Source organism: Vibrio sp. NH-7, assembly GCF_053643215.1.
The window spans coordinates 1,665,687-1,691,052 of the sequence record NZ_CM132187.1 but is presented as its reverse complement, the minus strand read 5'-3'; the positions used below and the strand labels follow the sequence as shown (position 1 = coordinate 1,691,052).

Genomic DNA, 25,366 nt, shown 5'->3' with positions numbered 1-25,366 from the left:
ATGAGCAAAAAATTAATAGCGTTTCTTCTCGTTGTGCTCGCCGTTATGTCTTTGGTAACTGTCATCTATTCTAATCATGACGAAGACAAGAACACCGCGGCTTCAAGCAGCGACGCCGTCAGTTATGTTTTTCTGGCACAATCGAATCAAGTATTCGAACCCGTTCTGCCTGATGAACCCGTTATTTTGCCGCGTGACTTTGCATTCCATAATGCCTTTCAGCACGAGTGGTGGCACTACTTTGCTAATGTCACGGATCAATACGGTGAGAAGTACGGCATTCAGTGGAGCTACTTTCGAATTGCAAGCAGTGATAGCGATTGGTCGGGTTGGTTAAGCCCGCAGATTTTCGTCTCTCACATTGTGGTTACCCATGGAAAACGCGTGTGGAGAGAACAACGTATTGCTCGAGGGGGCATTGGTCAGGCTGGGATGTCTAACCGCCCATTTAGAACATGGATTGATAACTGGAACTGGCGCTCGTTAGCTCATACGCCATTCCCTGGGCAACTGACCGTATCGACCGATGAATTTGATGTTCAGTTAACCACAATTACGCGCGGTCCTTACGTATTACCCGGTGAACGAGGTTATCGTCAAAAGCATGATCTTTTACCTGTCTCTTCTTACAACTTGTCTGCGCCGTTCTTGCGAGCCAAAGGACTCCTCAACTTGGGTGATGGCCGTTTGTTAACCGTTCAAGGAAAAGCATGGATGAGTAAAGAGTGGGGAAGTGGCTTGATGGCTGAAGGTCAACAAGGCTGGGACTGGTTTGTCCTTCATTTAGATGATGAGCAAACATTGTCGCTTAGCCGTTACCGCCATGACAAACAGTTGCCCTATTTGTTTGGCACGCTAGCAACCACAGATGGAAAGGTCGTTGACCTCACCTCAGAGGATGTGAAGATGGCGCCGTTACAATCGACGATGTTACCAAATGGAAAGGTGGTACCTGTTCGGTGGTCTATTGATATTCCGAAGCATGAGATCAGTGTAACGACACAAAGTGTGAATGCTGATTCTTGGCTGCCTTTTGTCATTCCGTATTGGGAGGGACCAGTGACAACGACAGGGACGCATGATGCGAATGGATTTATGCAGTTGACCGGTTATTAGTGATACCCGTAGTCAGTTTGGGTGATAGAGAGCAGTTTCTCGTGATATGGGAAGCTGCTTTTTGCATTTCTGGGGTTCTTGCTTCATCTTGCCTATAATTGGCTAAGGAAAATGGAAGGAATTGCTCGAGTTTTTATCGGAAATTCCGAAATAAAAACTCTAAACAAGCGATTATTCCTGTGGTTTCGTAAACTATACACTCGTATTCTTTGTTAATCGCTTATTAACATAATAAATATAAGGAAGATATCATGAGTGATATTATTCGCGATTTTTTTAAGATGGAGTCAGCAGGCGGCATTCTGCTTGTTATTACTGCTGCCATCGCTATGACAATTGCTAACTCGCCATTAGGGGATCTTTACCAGAGCACGCTTCATACTTATGTGTTAGGTATGTCAGTGTCGCACTGGATCAATGATGGCTTAATGGCGGTATTTTTCCTACTTATTGGCTTAGAAGTAAAACGAGAACTTCTTGAAGGTGCGCTAAAGTCTAAAGAGACCGCTATCTTCCCAGCCATTGCGGCTGTTGGCGGAATGCTAGCACCTGCACTTGTATATGTATTGTTTAACTCTGGTGATCCAGAAGCGATTCAAGGTTGGGCTATTCCAGCGGCAACGGATATCGCCTTTGCACTAGGTATCATGGCTCTGCTCGGTAAGCGTGTACCTGTGAGCTTGAAAGTGTTCCTTCTTGCATTAGCGATCATTGATGACCTTGGTGTTGTAGTAATCATTGCACTGTTCTACACGAGCGATCTGTCAACCACGGCATTGGCGATTGGTTTTGCCATGACGGCACTACTGTTCTTCTTGAACTCCAAGCATGTGACCAAGCTAACACCTTATATGATTGTCGGCTTTATTTTGTGGGTTGCGGTACTCAAATCGGGCGTACATGCGACACTTGCAGGTGTGGTTATCGGTTTTGCAATCCCACTTAAAGGGGACAACGGCTCTTACTCTCCATTGAAACACATGGAACATGCCTTGCACCCGTATGTTGCTTTCGCAATCTTGCCTATTTTCGCTTTTGCGAACGCAGGTATCTCGCTAGAGGGCGTATCACTTTCAAGCTTAGGCACTGCACTGCCACTCGGTATCGCACTGGGTCTATTAGTTGGTAAGCCTTTGGGTATTTTCTCGTTCAGCTGGGCTGCGGTAAAATTGGGTGTTGCCAAGTTACCAGAAGGGATCAACTTTAAGCATATCTTTGCTGTATCTGTGTTGTGTGGTATTGGCTTTACTATGTCGATATTTATTTCATCACTGGCGTTTGGCCAAGCAAACGTACAGTTCGACACGTACGCTCGATTGGGCATCCTCATGGGATCAACGGTTTCAGCAGTGTTAGGCTATGTGTTGCTTAGATTGTCTTTGCCAGTTGCAAAAGCGTCAACGGCGAACAATGCAAATGAAGTGAAATCCCACCACTAATTTTGCTAAAGAAAGAACAAAAAGCGCCTCGTCATTGACGAGGCGCTTTCGTTTTTAGGTTCTCTACTTCTCTTTCGACGTAAATATCGTCCATTCTTCAACGACAACTTCGCTTAATCCTACAACGGTAGCGGTTACTTTTCGGTTAAGGGCGTGAGAGGTTTCGTCGTCACCTTCGTCTTCTAATCGAGTTTCACCATAGCCAACGATGGAAACTCGGCTTGGATCAACATCGAAAGAGATAAGTTCATCTTGCACTGCGTGAGCACGCTTTCTAGACAGCGCCAGATTGTACTCAGGAGAACCGACTTTACTAGCAAAGCCCTGAATTTGAATTGAGGCCGATTGATACTTTTGTAGAAACTCTGCCATCGTCTGGATCTGGTCAGAAAAGATTGGATTAATCTCGTAGGAATCGTTAGCAAATAAAATTCTTAATTGCCGCTCTTCTTCGTTTTTGAGCGATTCGCCGCACCCGTCATTATCAACAAGAGCACCTTCCGGTGTGTTAGGGCAGAGATCACGGGCGTTAACCACCCCATCTTTATCGTCGTCAGTTAAATCCGCAATTTGCTCTGCAACAGGAGCGGCTATATAGTCGTACTCATCTTGTGCTGTGGTTATAAAAGAACCCGTTGTAGCCAAAACAGACAGAGGAACAATGATTAAACTTTTCATATTTAGTACTCCACTCTTTCGTTCCACTCTTTCGGCGTATCAACGAGTAATGCGTCTAAAAGAATGCCTGTTGCATTCATGACGCGGTATTTTGCGTATTGCTCAGCGTAATGAGCGTCGAGATAGTCTTTTCTCGCCTCAAACAATTCGTTCTCTGTGTTGAGTAAATCAAGCAATGTGCGTTGACCGATTCGATATTGTTTCTCATAGGAGATAACGGTTTCAGCGGCGGAGTCAACATGGTCTGCAAGGAAGTTTTTTTGCTGTAGGGTAAGATCTAGAGCGCTCCAAGAGAGTCGCAATCCTTCTTCAACTTGTCGATATGCGTCATCTCTGAGATCTTTGGCTTTATTCAATTGATACGCAGCTCTTTCTGAAAGATCAGAGTCCGACCCGCCATTGAACAAGTTATATCTCATCCTGATCATCGCGAGTGTTTCTTCGCTTCTTCCTTCATCGCCTCCTGCATCGTCTCGCCAGGTTTGGCTCGCTTCAATAGAGAATGTGGGGTAGAAGCTACCTTTAGATTGTTTGTATTGGAAGCGCGCTGCATCGACATCTATCATCGAGAGTTTGATAACAGGATGGTTGTCGTTGGCTTGAATGATGGCATCAGTGAGTGACAACGGCAGTTTGCTTTCATCTGCTCTCGGGTAGATCAATCCCAGTGGATCTTGACCGACCAATCGTTTGAACTGGGTGTGGGTATCAATCAAGTTGTTCTGCGCCGCGAGCAAGTTACCGTGTGCTTTGGCAATCCGCGCTTCGACTTGAGAAACATCAGCCGTTGATCCAATTCCTGATTCTGCTCTGCGCTTTATGTCTCTATATATTTCTTTATGAACCGCTAAATTACTTTCAGATAGTGCGAGCACTTCGGTTGCTTTGACTGCATCCAAGTAGACGTCAGTGACTTTTAATGCCATGTCTGACGCGTCTGATAGGAGTTGCAAACGTATGGATTCGGCTTCTGCCGCCGTTCTATCCATATCGTTAAGTGTCGCTGACCCATCCCAAATAAGCTGAGTTAGGCTCACAGTCGCTTCTTTTCTAGTTAAGTTAGTGGTGTCTCTCCCGGTCGAATCTGCCGGACTGATCCTTTCGTAACCGATGCCCGCGTCCAGATCAATGCTAGGAAGGTAGGCGCCTTCAGCCGCAGAATTTTGTTTTACTGCGCTTTTAAACTCATTAAACACAGCTTTAATTTCTGGGTTGGTTGCTAGGGTAATCGCGACGGCTTGCTCTAAAGTTTGGCTATGACTATCAAAGCTAGCGAGTGCGACACAACTGGCAATCATGGATGTTTTCCAGTTCAAGGTGGCCTCCTTAAGCGCGAGCGTGAGCGGCTCACGAAAATGGGTTTGTGATGGAGAACAGGTACTAATGATAAGAAAAGCTTAGTCTAGATAGTCAAAAAATGAGCGCTATGTCTTAACTTTTAATTGTTTTAATAATGTTTTTATCAAGTTTCGTTGGTACTTTTTTGTCATTAATTGGTTTATCAGTTGTGAGACGGCTAGCTTTATAGGATGCACCCTTACGTTTAAAAAAACTGGATAGCCGAATTTTGGCTTTTCAATTAGTCATACAATTAGGAAGTTTGACTATGAATACGAACAGTTCCTCCTTATTAGCAACAGCAAACTCAGTCGTCGTGATTGATGCCAATGGCCAGGTTAGAGAGCTACTTCCTGGTGAATCCCCACAACCTGGTGAAGTGGTCGTCTCTGCCGAACAAGGTGATAGCGCGCCTCCTCAGATAGATGCGCAGCTGGTTGTCGACAATGGTGTGTTGAATGAGCTCAACTTAGACAATGAAATAGCGGCCATTTTCGACCAGATCGAGCAAGGCGTCGATCCAACCTTGAACGATGAGTTTGCGACCGCAGCGGGTGGGCAAAATGGGTCTAGCCTGACGGGATCGGGTGATATCGAACGTATAGGCACGGAAACCATAGCGTCAACGTCGTTCGATACAACGGGATTGGAATCGCAAGGGCTTTCTGAAACTCAAAGTCTCTCTCTGTTGGATGTCGTACAAGATTCATTGACACCTCAAGCGATTATTTTGGGCGATGACTCAGTCAGAGCGGATGAAACAGACGAGCCGTTAGTATTGACGGGAAGCTTGGTTGCGACCGAGTCGGAGGATACGAGCTTCATTCCCCAGACGGATGTGCAAGGAGAGTATGGTCTATTTTCGATTGATGCTGAGGGCAATTGGACGTTTACCGCTGATCACGCATTCGATGAGCTAAACGTTGGCGATTCTATTGGAGAAGTTTTCGAAGTTCAGTCTGGAGATGGCACAATTGCAAGTGTCTCCGTTGCGATTGATGGGACCAATGACCTACCGGAATTTGTGGCGACAGGGCAAGATGCACCGGCAGAAGAGGTTAATCTTGCACCGTTTAATGTGACCTCTTACTCGTTCGACTATTCTGAGGGAGCAAGTGCAGGAGAAACAATAGGCCAAGTTGCCGCGACGGATCCGGACAATAGCGTTTTAATCTTTAGTATTTCTACTAACCTTCAAGACGGCGAGGGCAACGACCTTTACCAAATTAACCCTGCAACAGGGGCAATCAGCTTAACTGAAGCGGGTACTGCTGCTTTTGTGAATGATTTTGAACAACTTTCCAATTCGCACAATATCGTTGTTACCGTGACAGAGGGAGATGGAGTAGGGGAGCCTCAATCTGTGGACGTTGATGTTTTCCTCAATGAGCAAAACCTAGACGATAATCCACCGACTTTTGAGGACGTCGATGACGGCGGCTACTCATTTAATTACAACGAAAACTTGACTGATACTGACGTCATCGGTGTTGTGTCTGCATCTGATCCGGACGGTGAAAACGTCACCTACAGCGTCACCACCAATGTCACCAACGACGCCGACGAGCCACTGTTTGAAATCGACGCCAATTCCGGTGAGATCAGTTTAACCGCCGCAGGAGTCGCTGCCTTTACCAACGATTTTGAGCTTGCGTCAAACGTGCACAACATTGTCGTGACCGCCACCGAAGATGAAGGTTTAGGCGAAGTGAAATCCACCAACATCAATGTCGAGCTCAGTGAGCTGAACCTGGATGAAGACAGTCCTATTTTTGTCGATGACGATGACAATCCCGTCGAGGACTACGCCTTCGAGTACAACGAGAACTCACTCGACAGCGATGTGATTGCTACCGTAGCGGCGGTGGATGGCGACGGTGAAAACGTCACCTACAGCATCACTACCAATGTCACCAACGACGCCGATGAGCCGCTGTTTGAAATCGATGCCAACTCCGGTGAAGTCAGCTTAACCGCAGCCGGAGTCGTCGCCTTTACCAACGACTTTGAGCTTGCGTCAAACGTGCACAACATTGTCGTCACCGCCACCGAAGACGAAGGCTTGGGTGAGGTGAAATCCACCAACATCAATGTCGAGCTCAGTGAGCTTAACCTGGATGAAGACAGTCCCATCTTTGTCGATGACGATGACAATCCGGTGGAGGATTACGCGTTTGAGTACAACGAGAACTCACTCGACAGCGATGTAATTGGTACTGTCGCGGCGGTGGATGGCGACGGTGAAAACGTCACCTACAGCATTACTACCAATGTCACCAACGACGCCGATGAGCCGCTGTTTGAAATTGACGTCAACTCCGGTGAGCTCAGCTTAACCGCAGCCGGAGTCGCCGTCTTTACCAACGACTTTGAGCTTGCGTCGAACGTGCACAACATTGTCGTGACTGCCACGGAAGACGAAGGCTTGGGTGACGTGAAATCCACCAACATCAATGTTGAGCTCAGTGAGCTGAACCAGGATGAAGACAGCCCTATCTTTGTCGATGAGGATGACAATCCGGTGGAGGACTACGCGTTTGAGTACAACGAAAACTCACTTGATAGCGATGTGATTGGCACCGTAGCCGCAGTGGATGGCGACGGAGAAAACGTCACCTACAGCATTACTACCAATGTCACCAACGACGCCGATGAGCCGCTGTTTGAAATTGACGCCAATTCCGGCGAAGTCAGCTTAACCGCCGCAGGGGTCGCCGCCTTTACCAACGACTTTGAGCTTGCGTCAAACGTGCACAACATTGTCGTGACCGCCACCGAAGACGAAGGTTTGGGCGAGGTGAAATCCACCAACATCAATGTTGAGCTCAGTGAGCTCAATCTTGATGAAGACAGCCCGATCTTTGTCGATGAGGATGACAATCCGGTGGAGGACTACGCGTTTGAGTACAACGAAAACTCACTTGATAGCGATGTGATTGGCACCGTAGCCGCAGTGGATGGCGACGGAGAAAACGTCACCTACAGCATTACTACCAATGTCACCAACGACGCCGATGAGCCGCTGTTTGAAATTGACGCCAATTCCGGCGAAGTCAGCTTAACCGCCGCAGGGGTCGCCGCCTTTACCAACGACTTTGAGCTTGCGTCAAACGTGCACAACATTGTCGTGACCGCCACCGAAGACGAAGGTTTGGGCGAGGTGAAATCCACCAACATCAACGTCGAGCTCAGTGAGCTGAACCTGGATGAAGACAGCCCGATCTTTGTCGATGACGACGACAATCCGGTGGAGGACTACGCGTTTGAGTACAACGAGAACTCACTCGATAGCGATGTGATTGGCAGCGTAGCCGCAGTGGATGGCGACGGTGAAAACGTCACCTACAGCATCACCACCAATGTCACCAACGATGCCGATGAGCCATTGTTTGAAATCGACGCCAACTCCGGTGAGCTCAGCTTAAACGCAGCTGGGGTGGCGGCGTTCACCAACGACTTTGAGCTTGCATCGAACGTGCACAATATTGTGGTCACCGCCACCGAAGATGAAGGCTTGGGCGAGGTGAAATCCACCAACATCAACGTCGAGCTCAGTGAACTAAACCTAGATGAACACAGCCCGATCTTTGTCGATGAAGACGACAATCCGGTGGAGGATTACGCGTTTGAGTACAACGAGAACTCACTTGAGAGCGATGTGATTGGTACGGTAGCGGCGGTGGATGGCGACGGTGAAAACGTCACCTACAGCATCACCACCAATGTCACCAACGATGCCGATGAGCCGCTGTTTGAAATCGACACCAACTCCGGTGAGCTCAGCTTAACCGCGGCTGGGGTGGCCGCGTTTACCAACGACTTTGAGCTTACGTCGAACGTGCATAACATTGTCGTGACTGCCACGGAAGACGAAGGCTTGGGTGACGTGAAATCCACCAACATCAATGTTGAGCTCAGTGAGCTAAACCTGGATGAAGACAGTCCTATTTTTGTCGATGACGATGACAATCCCGTCGAGGACTACGCCTTCGAGTACAACGAAAACTCACTCGACAGCGATGTAATTGGCACCGTAGCGGCGGTGGATGGCGACGGTGAAAATGTCACCTACAGCATCACCACCAATGTCACCAATGACGCCGACGAGCCGCTGTTTGAAATTGACGCCAACTCCGGTGAGATCAGCTTAACCGCAGCCGGGGTCGCTTCCTTTACCAATGACTTTGAGCTTGCGTCAAACGTGCACAATATTGTCGTGACTGCCACCGAAGACGAAGGCTTAGGCGAAGTGAAATCCACTAACATCAACGTTGAGCTCAGTGAGCTAAACCTGGATGAAGATAGCCCTATTTTTGTGGATGACGATGACAATCCCGTCGAGGACTACGCGTTCGAGTACAACGAGAACTCACTCGATAGCGATGTAATTGGCACCGTAGTAGCGGTGGATGGCGACGGTGAAAACGTCACCTACAGCATCACCACCAATGTCACCAACGACGTCGATGAGCCGCTGTTTGAAATCGACGCCAACTCCGGTGAAATCAGCTTAACCGCAGCCGGAGTCGCCGCCTTTACCAACGACTTTGAGCTTGCATCGAACGTGCACAACATTGTCGTCACCGCCACCGAAGACGAAGGCTTAGGTGACGTGAAAGCCACCAACATCAACGTTGAGCTCAGCGAGCTGAACCTAGATGACAACGACCCTACCTTCAATGACACCAACCAAGAGGGCGAGTACTACTTTAGTTATGATGAAAACTCTAGCGATGACTATGTTATCGGCACCGTCTCAGCGGCAGACGTTGATGGCGAGGAGATTGTATACAGCATTAAAGAAAATGTGGTCAATGATGCAGACGAGCCATTGTTTGAAATTGATACCAGCAGTGGTCAAATTAGTTTGACGGTCGCTGGTGTGATTGCTTTTACCAATGATTTTGAACTTGCGGATAATACTCACAGCCTTGTCGTGACCGCTACGGAAGTTGATGGACTTGGTCCAATTAAATCTACTGACGTTCAAGTCACGCTTGAAGAACTCAATATTGATGACAATTCTCCGGTGTTTGATGCGAATGATGGTGATCAATATTCATTCTCCTACTATGAAAACAACAACGACGAACATGTTATCGGAACCGTATCTGCAACCGATGCTGATGGCGAAGACGTCACCTACAGTATCACCACCAATGTGACCAATGATGCTAATGAGCCATTGTTCGCGATTGACTCTTCAAGTGGATCAATTTCCTTAACGGTTGCTGGTGTGCTTGCGTTTACAAACAACTTCGAGGCATTGGCCAATGCGCATACATTAGTGGTAACTGCCACAGAAGTGGATGGATTCGGTATTCAGAAGTCGACCAATATTGATGTGGTTCTTACCGAGTTGAATGTCAACGAGTTGCCGGTGGCAGAGGACTTTGAGGTTGATGCCGGAGAAGCCATAGTGATACCGATTGTGTTTGACTCTGATGTTGAGGAATTTGACCATATATCAGATGAAGACGACGATTTCAACGATGTACAACTCAACGTCATGCTGACTTCCTTACCAGAATATGGGACGTTGCTGTACACCGATGATTTTGGTGACACTCGCGTCATTACCGAAGCGGATCTGCATGTGATCGGTGCCGAGATTGACTCTAGCAAATTGTTTGATCCTGATAACATCAGCTATGTTCCAGGACCAGGGGAGGCCTTTGAAATAGGTTACTCTGGTGATCCGGACAATATTGTTTTGGATGAAGATGGATTCTACAACTGGGGTGAGTATGTCAGCGATACCGAGCGACTCATCACGCTGGACAACGGCAACACAATTGGCATCAGTATTACTGATAACAATGACAAACCACTCAAACAGTACACTGGCAGCCCTGCTCACGTTGGATGGGGGATTGGCGATACTGATGGCAACGGGCTCAACGCGCAGGAGACGTTAATTGTTGATTTAAGCGATAACCCATTGGATGTGGTGACATTTGGCCTAGATGGAATGGGCGCGGGTTTTAACACAAATAGCAACGTCTATGTTGAGGTCACATACACCTTTGCAGATGGCACGACGGCTGTGGAGCAGTATCAAAAAGATGAAGGGGAGGTTGGAAACGACAAAATTCTTTATGAGTTTAGCTATTCATCTCCTGACAATCCAATCACGAAAATGGAGCTCAGTTCAACAGGGAGCAACTGGGAGTTTAGATACTTATCCGGCAACCAAGACATCACGGAAGATGTGTCGTTCGATTACGTTGCTGTCGACTCTGATCTGGCAATAAGCAATGAAGCGACCGTTACCATCGATGTGTCTGATTCTCCGGAATACACGGTGCTATCTGCCGAGTTAGGGGAGGACTTAACCGCGCAGCTAGGTAATCAAATGATGCTTGGTGATGACAATAGCAACGTGTTTACTTGGCTTGATACCACGCTGGACAATGGTACCGATGTGATTGATAACTTCAAATTAGGCAGTGATTTAATCGATTTGCGTGAAATACTGCAAGACGATGACAACGTTGAAGTCGCCGATTTGGTTAATCAAATAGACGTGAGTATCAGTGAAGACGATGTAGTTTTTACCGTGAGTGACGAAGGCAGAGAGCAGACCATCGTTTTGGAGGGTGTCTATGACAGCTTTGCTGATGCGGGCCTTATCGCAAACAATGCGATAACGGATGAGCTGGAAATGCTCACTCAAGTTCTAAAAACTGACGCGGCGTAAGTGCGCTTGAGAGTGTTTTTAGCCAAAGATAGAGAGGCGAGTTAAGACACTCGCCTCTTTTTGATAGATGAATAAATAATTTAACATTCAAAAGTGAAAAATTGTTGCCAGAAGATTTTATTTTATGATACTTTCGCGCGCAATCTCGGACGAGAGTCTAGTAAAGACATTCTGGGGGATACGCGAGGTGTTCATTCGGGCTGAGTGAGCATCGCGTAGGGTAGGTATCGGTAAGTTCTTTTACCGATAGACGGGATACTAATGTCGTGGATGCGGCATGTGAATGGGAAACCCAACATTGAACTCACTTAACAAACACACAATAATCAGCTTCGTTCTCCCTCAATGCCCTGTTCTGCAAGACAGTTGCATTACTGAACCTTGATCTAATTTCTTACATGTAATCCGCGTCTTGTTATGCGGAGTGATTTGTCGTACCCGATTTACTTCATTGGGGCGGCTGACTGTACCTTGCGTTCACCCATTGCGTGAAATTGCGAGTGTTCATTTACATTTCATGGGATTAAATCATGAGCACAGCCTTTGAAGTCGATACGCCAGCCCTAGACGCTGGGATCGCAACACCATTTTCTCGTCAGATTCCAACTGTGGAAGGTCTTTATGATTTAACGCCTGATGAGGTGTTACTCGACCAAGAACAACACGAATCTGAAGTTCGTTCATACCCACGTCGTTTACCGATTGCGATTAAACAAGCGTATGGCTGTTTAGTTGAAGATACGCGTGGTCAAATCTTCCTAGATTGCCTTGCGGGTGCGGGTACATTGGCTCTGGGCTACAACCATCCAGAGATCAACCAAGCGCTAAAAGAACAATTGGATTCTGGTTTACCATACCAGACTCTCGATATCGCAACCTCAGCGAAAACGCATTTTATTAAGTCTGTTAAAGGCTTCCTTCCTCAAGAGTTGAGCGACAACTGTGTGATCCAGTTCTGTGGTCCTTCTGGCGCGGATGCGGTTGAAGCGGCGATCAAACTGGCAAAGCAGACAACTGGTCGTAACACCATGTTTGCTTTCCGCGGTGCTTACCACGGTATGACAAACGGCACCATGGGTATGATGGGTAACTTGGGCACCAAAGCACGTCGCACTGGCTTGATGTCAGACGTCCACTTTATGCCATTCCCTTACGATCTGCGTTGTCCATTTGGTCTAGGTGGCGATGAAGGCGCGAAAGCGGGTATTCGTTATATTGAACGTCTTTTAAACGATGATGAAGCAGGGATCATGAAGCCTGCGGCGATCGTAGTAGAGCCTGTGCAAGGTGAAGGGGGTGTTATTCCAGCACCTGCATTTTGGCTACGTGAGTTGCGTCGTATCTGTGACGAGCACGGCATCCTACTGATTTTTGATGAAATTCAATGTGGTGTAGGTAAGTCTGGCTACAACTTCGCATTTGAAGAAGCAGGTATTGTTCCTGATATTTTGTGTTTGTCTAAAGCGATTGGCGGCGGCTTGCCGATGTCGCTACTTGTGATCAACAAACAACACGACACGTGGAAGCCAGGTGAGCACACTGGTACTTTCCGTGGTAACCAGCTAGCGATGGTGTCTGGGGCGAAAGCGCTCGAAATCATCCAGCGTGATAACCTTGTCGAGCATGCTAACGTTGCAGGCCAGTACCTTCGTTTTGGTCTTGAGAGCATTCAAAAACGCGTCAACTGTATTGCAGATGTGCGCGGTAAAGGTTTAATGCTTGGCGTTGAGATTAAACATCCAAGTGGCGAGCTAAACAAGTTTGGCGAGCCTTTGGCAGATGGCCAGCTTACTCTTGCGATTCAACGCGCAGCCCTTGAGCGTGGCTTAATGGTTGAGAAGGGCGGCCGCGACGGTTCGGTGATTCGTTTCCTTCCACCACTGATTATCTCTTTCGAGCAAATCGACTTTGCACTACGTGTACTGGAAGATGCGATCATCGCTGCAGGCGGTAGCCATGTTGAAGCGGACCCACAAGAAGAGTGGAAGAAGCACTTCATTCAAACTGGTGAGCTAGGCGGTACTGAGTTTGCCTCAGTAATGAATCACATGACAGCCGCGATGAAGTCAGTGTTCGAACAGGTGGACGCGCCATACTCAGGTATGGATCCAAAACTGTTGGAAACGGCAATTAACGCAGTCGATCTGGACAACAAAAACGCATCGCTAAAATCTGTAATTGATGAAGCAGCAGAGCTTGTTGCGAAGAATGCGATTTTCACTCAGCACCCAGATTGCATTGCTCACCTACATACACCGCCTCTTATGCCAGCAGTCGCGGCAGAAGCTATGATTGCAGCATTGAACCAATCAATGGATTCATGGGATCAAGCGTCGTCTGCGACTTACGTAGAGCAGAAGGTCATAAACTGGTTGTGTGACAAGTACGAACTTGGTGAAAAGTCGGACGGCATCTTCACTAGTGGCGGCACACAAAGCAACCAAATGGGTTTGATGTTGGCTCGTGATTGGATTGCTGACAAGCTAAGCGGTCACTCTATTCAGAAATTGGGTCTTCCGGATTACGCAGACAAACTGCGCATTGTGTGCTCTAAGAAATCACACTTCACGGTTCAGAAGTCAGCATCTTGGATGGGGCTAGGTGAGAAAGCCGTGATGACCGTTGATGCGAACTCTGACGGCACAATGGACGTAAGCCAATTAGATCAAGTTCTAACTCAGGCAAAAGCAGAAGGTTTGATTCCATTCGCGATTGTTGGCACTGCGGGGACGACCGATCACGGTGCGATTGACGATCTTGATTTCATTGCTGATATGGCAGCGAAACACGAAATGTGGATGCATGTTGACGGTGCTTATGGTGGTGCTCTGATTCTTAGCAGTCACAAATCTCGCCTGAAAGGTGTGGAGCGTGCACACTCGATCAGTGTCGACTTCCACAAATTGTTCTACCAAACAATCAGTTGTGGCGCGTTGCTGGTGAACGATAAGTCGAACTTTAAGTTCTTGCTTCACCATGCTGACTACCTAAACCGTGAACACGATGAGCTACCAAACTTGGTGGATAAATCCATCGCAACGACAAAGCGATTTGACGCATTGAAAGTCTTTATGACGATGCAAAACGTCGGTCCTAAAGCGCTTGGTGATATGTACGATCACTTGTTGGCACAAACTAAAGACGTTGCTGAGATGGTTCGTGCACATGGTCAGTTCGAGCTTCTGGCTGAACCAGCACTTTCAACGGTTCTTTTCCGCGCAACCAATGTGTGTGCCGATCTTGATGAATTGAACAAAGCGTTGCGCCTTGAAGCGTTGACTCGCGGTGTTGCAGTTCTCGGTGAAACCATCGTTGATGGAAAGACCGCACTTAAATTTACGATTTTAAACCCTTGTTTGACGACAGCGGATTTTGAATCTTTGCTTTTGAAAATTAACACGCTAGCGGCTGAGCTAGCTTAATAAAGGTAACGGAAAACTATGGCTATTCTACAGATTGGTGCAGGTGGTGTTGGTTGGGTTGTTGCACACAAAGCGGCACAAAACAACGACGTTCTAGGAGATATTACTATTGCGTCTCGCACGGTTGGTAAGTGTGAAAAAATCATCGAATCGATTCAGAAGAAAAATAACCTGAAAGATGCATCTAAGAAACTCGAAGCACGCGCAGTGAATGCTGATGATGTCGATGCACTCGTTGCTCTTATTAACGAAGTGAAACCAGATCTTGTGATTAACGCAGGTCCTCCTTGGGTTAATATGACCATTATGGAAGCGTGTTACCAAGCGAAAGTTTCATACCTAGATACATCAGTAGCCGTTGATCTCTGTTCTGAAGGTCAACAAGTGCCAGAGGCTTATGACTGGCAGTGGGGTTACCGTGAGAAGTTCGAAGAAGCGGGCATCACAGGTATTCTAGGTGCGGGTTTCGATCCAGGTGTGGTATCAGTATTCGCGGCGTACGCAGTGAAGCATCTGTTTGATGAAATCGATACGATCGATGTAATGGATGTAAACGCAGGCGACCACGGTAAGAAGTTTGCAACCAACTTTGACCCAGAAACGAACATGCTTGAAATCCAAGGCGACTCGTTCTACTGGGAAAACGGTGAGTGGAAGCAAGTACCTTGTCACTCTCGTATGCTAGAGTTCGATTTCCCGAACTGTGGTTCACACAAAGTTTACTCAATGGCGCACGATGAAGTTCGTTCAATGAAAGAGTTCATCCCAGCTAAACGCATTGAGTTCTGGATGGGTTTCGGTGACCGTTACCTAAACTACTTCAATGTAATGCGTGATATCGGCCTATTGAGCCCAGATCCACTCACGCTGCACGATGGCACTGTTGTACAGCCTCTACACGTGTTGAAGGCACTATTACCAGATCCAACATCACTAGCGCCAGGTTACACAGGTCTAACGTGTATCGGTACTTGGGTTCAAGGTAAGAAAGACGGCAAAGAGCGTAGTGTGTTTATTTACAACAACGCAGACCATGAAGTGGCGTACCAAGACGTTGAGCATCAAGCGATCTCTTACACAACAGGTGTTCCTGCCATTACTGCTGCGCTGCAATTCTTCCGTGGTAAGTGGGCGGATAAAGGCGTGTTCAACATGGAACAGCTAGATCCAGATCCGTTCCTAGAGACAATGCCAAGTATCGGTCTAGATTGGCACGTTCAGGAGTTGGAAGCGGGTCAAGGTCTACCAGTAATTCACGAGCTTAAAAAGTAACGACTGAATTTTCGTTTTGTATCAAAAGGGGACAGTAGTGTTCCCTTTTTCGGTCATAGCGCTCGATTAGGTTTGCTATTAACCATGTTTATTTTGTAACTCACTTCGTTCAAACAGGACAAAATAAACATAATCAATAGCAACGCCAACTGCTATGGCTTTTTATCATTAGATTCTGCTTGAGTGCATAAAATGACATTTCAGAAAGAAGAACTTAAAACCCCGTACTTCATGATCAACGAAGATAAGTTGATTGAGAACCTTGAGAAAGCGAAACAGTTGAAAGAGATTTCGGGCGTGAAGCTAGTGTTGGCGCTGAAATGCTTCTCAACATGGGGTGTATTTGACATCATCAAGCCTTACCTAGACGGCACAACTAGCTCTGGCCCGTTTGAAGTGAAACTTGGCTACGAAACGTTTGGTGGTGAAACACATGCATACAGCGTGGGTTACAGCGAAGATGATGTACGCGAAGTTGCGGATATCTGTGACAAGATGATTTTCAACTCGCAGTCACAGTTAGCGGCTTACCGCCATATCGTTGAAGGTAAAGCGTCGATTGGACTTCGTCTGAATCCAGGTGTGAGCTACGCAGGTCAAGACTTAGCGAACCCTGCACGTCAGTTTTCTCGTCTAGGCGTACAAGCTGACCACATCAAGCCGGAAATTTTCGATGGCATTGATGGTGTGATGTTCCACATGAACTGTGAGAACAAAGACGTGGATGCGTTCATCGGCTTGCTAGATTCGATCTCCGAGCAATTTGGCGAATATCTCGATAAGCTTGATTGGGTGAGCATGGGCGGTGGTGTGTTCTTCACATGGCCAGGCTATGACATCGAGAAATTAGGCCTAGCGCTGAAAGCCTTTTCTGAAAAGCACGGCGTGCAAATGTATCTAGAGCCGGGTGAGGCAATCATCACCAAAACCACGGATCTTGTGGTGACTGTGGTCGACATCGTAGAAAACGTGAAGAAGACTGCGATTGTGGATTCGGCAACGGAAGCGCACCGCTTGGATACCTTGATTTACAACGAGCCAGCGTCAATCTTGGAAGCATCTGAAAACGGTGATCATGAATACGTGATTGGTTCGTGTTCTTGTCTGGCTGGTGACCAGTTTTGTGTTGCGAACTTCGAGCAGCCACTAAAAATTGGCCAGCGCTTGCACATTTTGGACAGTGCCGGTTACACCATGGTGAAACTGAATTGGTTCAACGGTCTGCGTATGCCTTCGGTATACTGTGAACGTTCCAACGGTGATATTCAAAAGCTGAACGAATTTGATTACTCAGACTTTAAACGCTCTCTCTCTCAGTGGAGTGTAGCGTGAGAATTGATTGGTGAGATGTAAAAAGAGCAGCTTGTCGCTGCTCTTTTTTTGCCTTTCTGAACTACTGATAATCTTTAACCAAACGAATAAGAATTCTATCGTTTTCTCCGTTAATAAATTCTTCTCCATTATTAAAGTCGATCACTAAACCTTTGATATCAGCGTTTATCTCAGTATTAGAAATCCCATTCACAGTTCTCGGAGCATCTGGAGTGTTGGTCCAATAAGGCTCATTTTCCGTTGCTGGGAAAAATGTCGTATCAATGGCTGGAAATACGCACTGATAGTTCACGATAGAGGTGAGCTCTTTGATATTCGGTAAACGAAAACCAGGGACTCCTTCTACAGTCGTAATAGCTGGGTCTTCCGTTGCTTTGAGAGCCGCCTGCCATGTCCCAAAGTGGGTTGCACCATCGTTAGTACAACTGTTGCTGTCAGGCAAGTAGGTTTGCCCCAACGTACATTTTTGCCAAAGCAAGTTGGTTTTTACATCAAGGATAGTACCGTTTTCAAGGTCGACCAACTGCCCCTCATCTTGTGACAGTGGCTGGTTGGTGATACAAGTTTGAGCCCAAGCCGAAGTTGTTGCGAACGTTAAGCAAGCTAATAGATGTAGTGCTTTCATTATTCTTTACCTCCGCTTACGGCAATAACTGAGTTGTAGGATCCTTTAAGACAGAGTTTTGCTTGCCCAGAAACCGTATCGACACACCAAGCGGCGCCATTGCGTTCAGCATTGGTTGCATTGGTAAAATAGGTTTTTCCATGGATAAACTTTAGAAACGCTCGGTTATTGTTGTCGTTATTATCGGCATTGAAGCTAACTAGTGATTTCATTTCTGCCGGTCTTGGTAAACGCCAGTCAGTAAAACCACAAATCGCAAACCGATTCATTTGGCTCAAATAACCCGATGTATCACAGCGACGATCGCCCTCCGAGTTTTGTGAAACAGCACAAGTAAAGTCAATAGGAACTTCTTGGGGCATAGTCATGTTCTCTGCCCCTTTACTACCACCGTTTAGGGTGTCATCCTTTTCGAACCACGTATACAAGTATGTTGAGTTTTGCCAATAACGCGATGCGGTAACATAATCTGGTTTAGTAGGATCAGTTCCATCCGGGTAGATATAATTATCTGGATCGTCTTCCTGTGCTTTTTGTTCATCTTCTACTTCTTTACGATTTAATGGTAAGTCGACAGAAACAGTTGGTTTGCTCTCAATATACAGGCCTGTCGTGTTATCACGTACACAAGCATAGTCGGATGCGCTTATAGGTAAAACGTTGCCATGGATATCAAACTTAGTGTAACTAAAGCCGTAGCGGCCGTCTGTATGATCAACTGGGCTGTCTGTATCGGAGCCAAAATCAGCATCTTGATTTGGATAATCCGCTTGAGGGGTAGCGTTGTTAAAGTTGTTACCATCGTAACGAGTCACAAATCCGGTATCGTTAAAGCGTTTGTCACCCGGGATATAAATGGTGAGCGCTTTGTGTTGCTCATCAATTGTGACGTTGTTTGGGTTTGTGAGAGTATAAACTAACTTCTCCGCACCTTCGCTGATGTCATCTTTTGTCGCGGTGACGTCAAATGTTACGCTTAATTCGTCTTTTAATATTGTGACGGCTTTCTCTGGGGTTAGTGTATCGGTGAAGTCGTTTTGATTTACTGTCCCAGATTGTTCCAAAGTCACAGATATGGGTAGGCTCGACGGATGAGTAACACTAATAGAGAAAGTGTCACTTTCACCTTCGAGCAGTGTGCGGTTAAGTTTTTCAAAACTAATGCGGGGTTCGCCATCGATGTCAGATAGAGTAACAACCGATTGACCACGCTCAATTGTGTAGTCAGATCGAATTGGGCCGGAGATGGAATAGGTTAGTGACACATCATTTTCGAAATATTTGTTATTGCTTACGCTAAGTGGCAATTTTACTTCTGTTTGCCCGGCAACTATCGTAAAAGGCTCTGATACTTTCGCTGTGTAGTTTTTGAATTTACCGCTACTTCTCGCATTAATATCCGAAGTGGTGATATATAGCGTAAGGTCACTTTTTAAAGCTTCCGAGAGTGTCAGTTGAATATATTGTGTTTCACTACCATTAATTGGCTCAATAAAGCTGATTGAGCTAGGGATATTGATTTTACTAACAATAGGGAGAGGATCAGGATTGGGTGTTGGTCCCGGATTTGGAGAGACTCCACCATTGTCACCACCTAGACTTCCACCGCTGCCACCTTTACAACCACCAAGCAGAATTGCAAACAATGCAATAGCTATCGCTTTCTTATTATGCGTAATCTCATGCATGAGAATATAAATTCCTGAATGTGTAATACAACTAATCTATCGATTGTATCAGAGATGTGTGCTGTAAAATAAGGGTATTTCTTGGATAGTTAGAGTTAATCACACTTGATTGGTGTCACTTTGTATATATAAATACTTTGATTATAATGCTGTGGATTATTTATTATCTGGAATACAAAAAATGTATAAAGCCCTTCTCATTGCGCTGTCTGCTTCGGTTGCATTTACCGCACAAGCAGAGCAGGAAAAAGAGTATTTAACACAAGATTTCTATGTTGGCGGTAACTTAAGTTCTTACAGTCTTGAAGGTAATAACGGAGCGTCATTTGGTGCTCATGTCGGCGCGAAAAATATTTATAATGAGCGTTTTTTGGTTGGTGGTGAGTTTGTCATTGCAGGTTACGGTAGCAGTGATTTTGAAAAAGAACAAAACGCGTCAGAAAAATACTCTATTGCAGGTAATATCCCACTCGGTGTAAGGATTGATGCTGACAACGCATTAAATGTAGATATTTACGGTTTGCTTGGTTATAAAGTGCTGTTTCTTGATGGTGCAAGCGACGACTATATTAAAGGTGTATCGTTTGGTGCCGGCGCCGATTTAGATTTCAAACACTGGGCATTGGGTTTGCAATTCTCTCGTACAGAGTATGACTATGAGATTACGGACAACACAGTAATGCTTAAAGGCAGTTACAAGTTCAATCTGTAATTGGTTAAGTCAGTTCTTACGGTGAAAGACCGTAAGAACTGACATTTCGCTATGCTTCAACCATTACTCTTGTATCTTCGCTCAGTGACTCAAGCTCATTGGCTATATCATCAATACTAATTTCTTGCGGCAATCGAATCGCCATATTGGCTGTAAACAAACTTGAACTTACACCGCCGCCACCGGCAATAAAGACACGCTGACAGTCCATATCCAAAATATTTACGCCTTGTCCATCCAAAACATGGGTAATCTCATTAACGATGCCTGCACGATCGTTTGAATCGAGTCTTAGCTGATAAATCGTATCGACGTTATGACCCATAGAGTCAGAATCGACGATCTGTACGACAAGATCAGGGTGTTGTTTAAACGCTTCTTGAACAACTAAAGCGTTTTCTTCAGGAACGTCGATCTTGATAACAGCAGCCACTTGATCTTCGATAAAGTTAACTTTGCTAATTAGCCATTTCCCACCGTTTTCGTGTGTGACAGCGGCTAACTGCTTAATGGTCGCAGGTGTTGCTTTACCAACGAAGTTGGCGATAAAGGTTGTATTCACAGTGGGCCTCCTAAGAGATTGCAGGAAGGGTTTAATTTGAGTGTAGATGGGGAGGCCATAATAGGTTTGATATGCGTCAAGTTTTCAACCTAATCCATTGTTCAGGTTGTAGTTATTGTATCTTGAGCACAAAAAAAGCGACGCATTGCGTCGCTTTTATAGGAACGTTGTCTCTACTCTAGAAAGTGATTTTCATTTCTACGCCGTAGAATGCTTTGTCATAGCTTGCGCCTGCATCCATCGCAAATTGTGCTGCATCATGATTGCCAAACCATGGCGTACTGCTGTATTGAAACTCTGCACTGCCACCCCAAGCATCACTAACCCAGCCATGAATGTGTCCTACCGGGTTTAGGAAAAAGAGGGTTACACCGCCCATGGTTTCTGAACCCCAAACTTCTCCCCCTGACGCCACGATGTCTTGTTCTGCTTCGAACATCAACTCACCGACAACCGCACCAAAGAAAGGGGTAATGAACAGATCTTGCCAAGATGGAACTTCAGCAAATGCTTCTACGCCATATTCCCAGAAGAAGGCAGACATTGTCGCGGAGTAGAGGAATGATTCAAATTCGTTGAAACCAGCATGACGCGCCGCAGTGTAATAAACACCACCGAAATAAGGGTGCATAATATAGTTCAAGAAATGTTCGTCGCGATCCCAAACTGGACCGTCAGTGACGTTATCTTTCCACTTGCTGCCAAGGCCGCTTAAGTTGCGATCTTCCGCATCCCATTTTGTGATGGATTCAGGGAGCAGTGTCATTAAGCCGACCGTTGCCACACTCAAGCCCAAGATTGTATAAGTTTGCCCTTTTAGGTAATCCCAATCCTTCTCGTTTTGTACAGTCAGGTATTTAGGTAGTGGTGGCTCTTCAAGATTCAGCGTGTTCTCTGACAAACTTAAGCTAAACGGGTCTGGGTTGATTGCGTCATTGGAGTATGAATACAAGGTGTAATTTTCCGCTTGATCAACCGTGTAGGAAAACTCAATATGTTGGTTGTAGTTGCTCATATTGGCATGAGCTAGGGTAGAGGTTGACAAGACTAAAGCGGCAATGCTTTTTTTGAACACGGAAAACTCCACTGCGATTTTTTAATGATCAGACTCACAATTATCTAATAAAGTCATGCTAATGGAAACCAGAAATTAGCTTGCAGGAACGATTTGTCAGATTCTCACTCTATAAGTAGCGAAAACTACAATTTTAAGTGCACCAAAAGTAATGCCTACTAGTAAGGACCTTTTTATGTTGAAAATTGCGATGCTGAGCACCGGGGAAGAAGTACTTCACGGAGATATCGTGGACACTAATGCGGCTTGGTTGTCTCAGCGTTTCTTTGAAAAGGGTTACTCCCTCAGCAAGCGTTCCACTGTTGGGGATGAGAGCCAAGCTCTAGTCGAAGAGCTTCTAATGCTGAGTTTCAACAGTGATGTGGTCATTGTGAATGGTGGTCTTGGGCCCACAACCGATGACCTCAGTGCTCAGGCAGCAGCGCAGGCTGCGGATGTAAACCTTGTTGAGTTCCCTGAGTGGATAGAACGGCTAGAAGCGTTTTTCGCCGCTCGTGGTCTAACCATGCCTGAAAGTAACCGAAAGCAAGCGATGTTACCGCAAGGCTCCTTACTCATTGATAACCCAGTCGGCACTGCGTGTGGTTTCAAACTTAAGATTAACGACTGTGACTTTTATTTTACGCCGGGCGTTCCAAGTGAGTTTAAGACGATGGTAGACACTCAGATTCTACCTGACCTTAAAAAATCACACTCTCAAGTGGTCGGGATGGATTGCAGTAAGCTTCATACCTTTGGTACCTCTGAATCGGCATTGTCCGATGCGTTAGACAAAGTCCAACTGCCGGAAGGGTATATGCTTGGATACCGTTCTTATCTGCCTTACATTGAAGTGAAGCTGTTTGGGCCAAAAGGGGATGTAGATACACGCATCAAGTTGCTACAGCTTATTTTCAAATTGATAGAGCCCAATGTTGTTAGTGTCGATGAGTCGATGCAAGATCACGTTGGACACTTGATTCTGGATAAGAAACTTTCTATCTCGACAGCAGAGCAATCAACACAAGGTTGTCTGTCACATTGGCTACATTCGAATGAGCGCGCGGCTGACTATTGTGGGCACGGTTGGGTTTTAGGAAAACGTGTTGAAGTGGGGCAGGCGGATCAAGACTCGCTTGCAGCGGCTTTTGCCTTAGCCGGAGCAACTAAAGAGAAGTGCGCTACCGACATTTCGATCGTAACTGGACGTGTCTATGAAAAAAGCTTTTCTGTCGCCATCTCTACCCGTGAAGGTGAATGGGGGCAAACATTGAGCTTTAATCGTCAGTTCTCAGCAGATGATCAAGTGCTACTAATTACCACCGTGGCGGCCGATATGTTAAGGCGTTACCTAGCAGCGAAACCCATGTTTCCCAATTACAGCTCACTGAAACGTGAAAAGGAAATGTACGTTCCTCAGAGTGCGATTCAAACGGGGTAGGACTCGGTCGTCCTTGCGTGATTAAATCGGTCCACCATGCTGTTTTAAATGAATGAATATTCTTGTTATTACTCATTTGCTTTCATACTTTTTTGTTATAGCAAAATCGTCTAATGGCTAAGCTAATGATTTCTAATAGGAGCCAATTTTGTCTCTAAATTGCAACGTGCATTTGCAACATTAGATCTTAAACTAAGAGTTCGTCGCAGGAATCATTCAGGGAGGAAGGCATGTTTCATCAGTCTAAAATACTGGTTTGGTATCAAGTCGCAAGCCAAAAAGTGATTCTGGGTGAGGCAGTTAACTCAGAAAGCTTGGATGCAATTTCAATGTGGTTGACCGCGCCAGAAGAGAAGGAAGTCACCTCTACCATGGGGTATCGACTCTCTCTGTTTGATGATGATGGTAGAGAAATCGCGGATAAAGCCGTGTCTATGCTGACAGCAGATGAGTTTTTATCAGGAGCAAATTTACGCGCGTAGATACAAAAAAGCCCGGATGAGATACATCCAGGCTTTCTTTTTATTGAATAGTTATGCGCGTTTTTCTCTTAGCGTGTAATTGACGTCTTGCAGTTCAATATCCGTTTTCGCACGAGATATACAAGGTAAAATTTCATCGCTTTGCACATAAGCCATCGCAAAACTAACGTATTCCACTTCACCTGATACAATTTTGCAGCGGCATGCACCACAATGGCCATCTCGGCAATTGTACTCAGGCTCTAATCCCGCTTGTTCCATTGTTTCCAACAGAGTATTCGAAGGGTTTGATTGAATCGGTGTGAAGCCGTTAATTTTAATTCTTGGCATATTCGTTTTTATAGCTCGAAGTCTTTAAAGTCGTCTGCACGAACGTCGCTGTCGATCTGACCAACAAGGTAAGATGAAATTTCAGCTTCTTGCGGAGCAACCTGAACATTATCCGAAGACAACCAAGCATTGATCCAAGGGATCGGGTTAGAGGTCGCTTCTGGATACGCCGCACTTAAGCCAACCGCTTGCATGCGGATGTTGGTGATGTATTCCACGTACTGGCAAAGAATGTCTTTGTTTAAGCCGATCATCGAGCCATCTTTGAATAGGTATTCTGCCCACTCTTTCTCTTGCTCTGCCGCTTCTTTGAACAGGTCGAAACACTCTTGTTTACACTCTTCGGCAATCTGCATGAAAGAGAAGTCATCCTGACCGTTACGAAGAAGGTTGATCATGTGCTGAGTACCGGTTAGGTGCAGCGCCTCATCACGAGCGATAAGCTTGATGATTTTTGCGTTGCCTTCCATCAGTTCACGCTCTGCAAACGCAAATGAACAAGCAAAGCTGACGTAGAAGCGAATAGCTTCTAGAGCGTTAACAGACATCAGACACAGGTAAAGCTTCTTCTTTAGGTCGTGAAGCTTGATAGTCTTCTCTTCACCTTTGATGACGTGAGTGCCTTCGCCGTAACGGTGATAATCGTTTGTTAGCTCAATTAGGTCATCGTAGTAACCAGAAATATCTTTCGCACGTTTTAGAATGTGCTCGTTCTCAACGATGTCATCAAATACGATACCTGGATCGTTAACGATGTTACGAATGATGTGTGTGTATGAGCGCGAGTGAATCGTTTCAGAGAAAGACCAAGTCTCAATCCATGTCTCTACTTCTGGCAGAGAAACAAGAGGCAGAAGCGCAACGTTCGGGCTACGACCTTGAATAGAATCAAGCAACGTTTGATATTTTAAGTTGGAGATGAAAATGTGCTTTTCGTGATCAGGCAACTTGTTGTAGTCGATACGGTCGCTTGATACGTCTACTTCTTCTGGACGCCAAAAGAAAGAAAGCTGTTTTTCAATCAGCTTTTCGAAGATCTCAAATTTTTGTTGATCGTAACGTGCTACGTTGACTGATTGACCTAAGAACATTGGTTCTTTTAGCTGATCGTTTTTGTTTCTGTTAAAAGTACTGTAAGCCATGATGCCTCAATTCCTTTTATGCCCCTCACGGTG

Annotated in this window: 17 protein-coding genes; 9 read left to right on the top strand and 8 right to left on the bottom strand. The window is 45.9% G+C overall.

What is annotated here, in order from left to right; translation table 11 throughout:
* Positions 1-1,116 (top strand): lipocalin-like domain-containing protein, encoded by a 1,116-nt coding sequence (locus ACUALS_RS07785; RefSeq protein WP_454448094.1) that lies wholly within the window; start codon positions 1-3, stop codon positions 1,114-1,116.
* Between the two features lie 251 nt (positions 1,117-1,367).
* Positions 1,368-2,555, top strand: coding sequence for a Na+/H+ antiporter NhaA (gene nhaA, locus ACUALS_RS07780; RefSeq protein WP_038191981.1), 1,188 nt, complete (start codon positions 1,368-1,370; stop codon positions 2,553-2,555).
* Positions 2,556-2,618: 63 nt separating this feature from the next.
* Here nhaA and ACUALS_RS07775 read toward each other — a convergent pair whose 3' ends face one another.
* On the bottom strand, positions 2,619-3,233 hold the full coding sequence (locus ACUALS_RS07775; protein ID WP_038191983.1) for an OmpA family protein: 615 nt from the start codon (positions 3,231-3,233) through the stop codon (positions 2,619-2,621).
* A 2-nt stretch (positions 3,234-3,235) separates the two neighbouring features.
* A complete protein-coding gene (locus tag ACUALS_RS07770) occupies positions 3,236-4,531 on the bottom strand; it encodes a TolC family outer membrane protein (protein WP_454449236.1) in 1,296 nt (431 codons plus the stop codon).
* 308 nt (positions 4,532-4,839) lie between these two features.
* Here ACUALS_RS07770 and ACUALS_RS07765 point away from each other — a divergent pair, with 308 nt between their 5' ends.
* The 4 genes from ACUALS_RS07765 (at position 4,840) to nspC (ending at position 17,297) form a co-directional block, all read left to right on the top strand.
* Entirely contained in the window at positions 4,840-11,271 is a 6,432-nt protein-coding gene (locus tag ACUALS_RS07765; protein WP_454448093.1) for a VCBS domain-containing protein, read from the top strand.
* Positions 11,272-11,801: 530 nt separating this feature from the next.
* A complete protein-coding gene (locus tag ACUALS_RS07760; RefSeq protein WP_454448092.1) occupies positions 11,802-14,693 on the top strand; it encodes a diaminobutyrate--2-oxoglutarate transaminase family protein in 2,892 nt (963 codons plus the stop codon).
* A gap of 18 nt (positions 14,694-14,711) precedes the next feature.
* Positions 14,712-15,965, top strand: a complete 1,254-nt coding sequence (locus ACUALS_RS07755; RefSeq protein WP_038134453.1) for a carboxynorspermidine synthase — start codon at positions 14,712-14,714, stop codon at positions 15,963-15,965.
* Between the two features lie 192 nt (positions 15,966-16,157).
* Positions 16,158-17,297 carry a carboxynorspermidine decarboxylase gene (gene nspC, locus ACUALS_RS07750; protein ID WP_454448091.1) on the top strand — a complete coding sequence of 380 codons (1,140 nt, stop codon included), beginning with the start codon at positions 16,158-16,160 and terminating at the stop codon, positions 17,295-17,297.
* A gap of 61 nt (positions 17,298-17,358) precedes the next feature.
* On the opposite strand, the gene ACUALS_RS07745 is transcribed toward nspC, so the two are convergent.
* Entirely contained in the window at positions 17,359-17,922 is a 564-nt protein-coding gene (locus tag ACUALS_RS07745) for an Lcl C-terminal domain-containing protein (protein ID WP_454448090.1), read from the bottom strand.
* The gene (locus ACUALS_RS07740; RefSeq protein WP_454448089.1) at positions 17,922-19,610 is read right to left on the bottom strand and encodes an Lcl C-terminal domain-containing protein; all 1,689 of its coding nucleotides are present in this window, start codon (positions 19,608-19,610) and stop codon (positions 17,922-17,924) included. The genes ACUALS_RS07745 and ACUALS_RS07740 overlap by 1 nt, the downstream gene beginning before the upstream one ends.
* Positions 19,611-19,791: 181 nt before the next feature.
* On the opposite strand from ACUALS_RS07740, the gene ACUALS_RS07735 reads away from it, so the two are divergent.
* Positions 19,792-20,322, top strand: coding sequence for a hypothetical protein (locus ACUALS_RS07735; protein WP_454448088.1), 531 nt, complete (start codon positions 19,792-19,794; stop codon positions 20,320-20,322).
* Positions 20,323-20,371: 49 nt separating this feature from the next.
* Here ACUALS_RS07735 and ACUALS_RS07730 read toward each other — a convergent pair whose 3' ends face one another.
* Both ACUALS_RS07730 and ACUALS_RS07725 read right to left on the bottom strand, forming a co-directional pair.
* Positions 20,372-20,884: a glycine cleavage system protein R gene (locus ACUALS_RS07730; RefSeq protein ID WP_005473739.1), complete on the bottom strand. Its 513-nt coding sequence runs from the start codon at positions 20,882-20,884 to the stop codon at positions 20,372-20,374.
* 178 nt (positions 20,885-21,062) lie between these two features.
* Positions 21,063-21,959 (bottom strand): DUF3943 domain-containing protein, encoded by an 897-nt coding sequence (locus tag ACUALS_RS07725; protein WP_454448087.1) that lies wholly within the window; start codon positions 21,957-21,959, stop codon positions 21,063-21,065.
* 175 nt (positions 21,960-22,134) lie between these two features.
* On the opposite strand from ACUALS_RS07725, the gene ACUALS_RS07720 reads away from it, so the two are divergent.
* Both ACUALS_RS07720 and ACUALS_RS07715 read left to right on the top strand, forming a co-directional pair.
* On the top strand, positions 22,135-23,379 hold the full coding sequence (locus tag ACUALS_RS07720) for a CinA family nicotinamide mononucleotide deamidase-related protein (RefSeq protein WP_454448086.1): 1,245 nt from the start codon (positions 22,135-22,137) through the stop codon (positions 23,377-23,379).
* Positions 23,380-23,609: 230 nt separating this feature from the next.
* On the top strand, positions 23,610-23,861 hold the full coding sequence (locus tag ACUALS_RS07715) for a hypothetical protein (RefSeq protein ID WP_005473742.1): 252 nt from the start codon (positions 23,610-23,612) through the stop codon (positions 23,859-23,861).
* A 51-nt stretch (positions 23,862-23,912) separates the two neighbouring features.
* On the opposite strand, the gene yfaE is transcribed toward ACUALS_RS07715, so the two are convergent.
* Positions 23,913-24,191, bottom strand: coding sequence for a class I ribonucleotide reductase maintenance protein YfaE (gene yfaE, locus ACUALS_RS07710; RefSeq protein ID WP_454448085.1), 279 nt, complete (start codon positions 24,189-24,191; stop codon positions 23,913-23,915).
* An 8-nt stretch (positions 24,192-24,199) separates the two neighbouring features.
* Entirely contained in the window at positions 24,200-25,333 is a 1,134-nt protein-coding gene (gene nrdB / locus ACUALS_RS07705; RefSeq protein WP_038212006.1) for a class Ia ribonucleoside-diphosphate reductase subunit beta, read from the bottom strand.
* Between the last annotated feature and the right edge of the window lie 33 nt (positions 25,334-25,366).

What these genes read in the sequence shown, in the direction of transcription:
- ACUALS_RS07770 (WP_454449236.1), bottom strand. Translation starts at nt 4,531, where the DNA reads ATGATTGCCAGTTGTGTCGCACTCGCTAGCTTTGATAGTCATAGCCAA.
- yfaE (WP_454448085.1), bottom strand. Translation starts at nt 24,191, where the DNA reads ATGCCAAGAATTAAAATTAACGGCTTCACACCGATTCAATCAAACCCT.
- ACUALS_RS07720 (WP_454448086.1), top strand. Translation starts at nt 22,135, where the DNA reads ATGTTGAAAATTGCGATGCTGAGCACCGGGGAAGAAGTACTTCACGGA.
- ACUALS_RS07760 (WP_454448092.1), top strand. Translation starts at nt 11,802, where the DNA reads ATGAGCACAGCCTTTGAAGTCGATACGCCAGCCCTAGACGCTGGGATC.
- ACUALS_RS07775 (WP_038191983.1), bottom strand. Translation starts at nt 3,233, where the DNA reads ATGAAAAGTTTAATCATTGTTCCTCTGTCTGTTTTGGCTACAACGGGT.
- ACUALS_RS07740 (WP_454448089.1), bottom strand. Translation starts at nt 19,610, where the DNA reads ATGCATGAGATTACGCATAATAAGAAAGCGATAGCTATTGCATTGTTT.
- nrdB (WP_038212006.1), bottom strand. Translation starts at nt 25,333, where the DNA reads ATGGCTTACAGTACTTTTAACAGAAACAAAAACGATCAGCTAAAAGAA.
- ACUALS_RS07755 (WP_038134453.1), top strand. Translation starts at nt 14,712, where the DNA reads ATGGCTATTCTACAGATTGGTGCAGGTGGTGTTGGTTGGGTTGTTGCA.
- ACUALS_RS07735 (WP_454448088.1), top strand. Translation starts at nt 19,792, where the DNA reads ATGTATAAAGCCCTTCTCATTGCGCTGTCTGCTTCGGTTGCATTTACC.
- ACUALS_RS07715 (WP_005473742.1), top strand. Translation starts at nt 23,610, where the DNA reads ATGTTTCATCAGTCTAAAATACTGGTTTGGTATCAAGTCGCAAGCCAA.
- ACUALS_RS07785 (WP_454448094.1), top strand. Translation starts at nt 1, where the DNA reads ATGAGCAAAAAATTAATAGCGTTTCTTCTCGTTGTGCTCGCCGTTATG.
- ACUALS_RS07765 (WP_454448093.1), top strand. Translation starts at nt 4,840, where the DNA reads ATGAATACGAACAGTTCCTCCTTATTAGCAACAGCAAACTCAGTCGTC.
- nhaA (WP_038191981.1), top strand. Translation starts at nt 1,368, where the DNA reads ATGAGTGATATTATTCGCGATTTTTTTAAGATGGAGTCAGCAGGCGGC.
- nspC (WP_454448091.1), top strand. Translation starts at nt 16,158, where the DNA reads ATGACATTTCAGAAAGAAGAACTTAAAACCCCGTACTTCATGATCAAC.
- ACUALS_RS07745 (WP_454448090.1), bottom strand. Translation starts at nt 17,922, where the DNA reads ATGAAAGCACTACATCTATTAGCTTGCTTAACGTTCGCAACAACTTCG.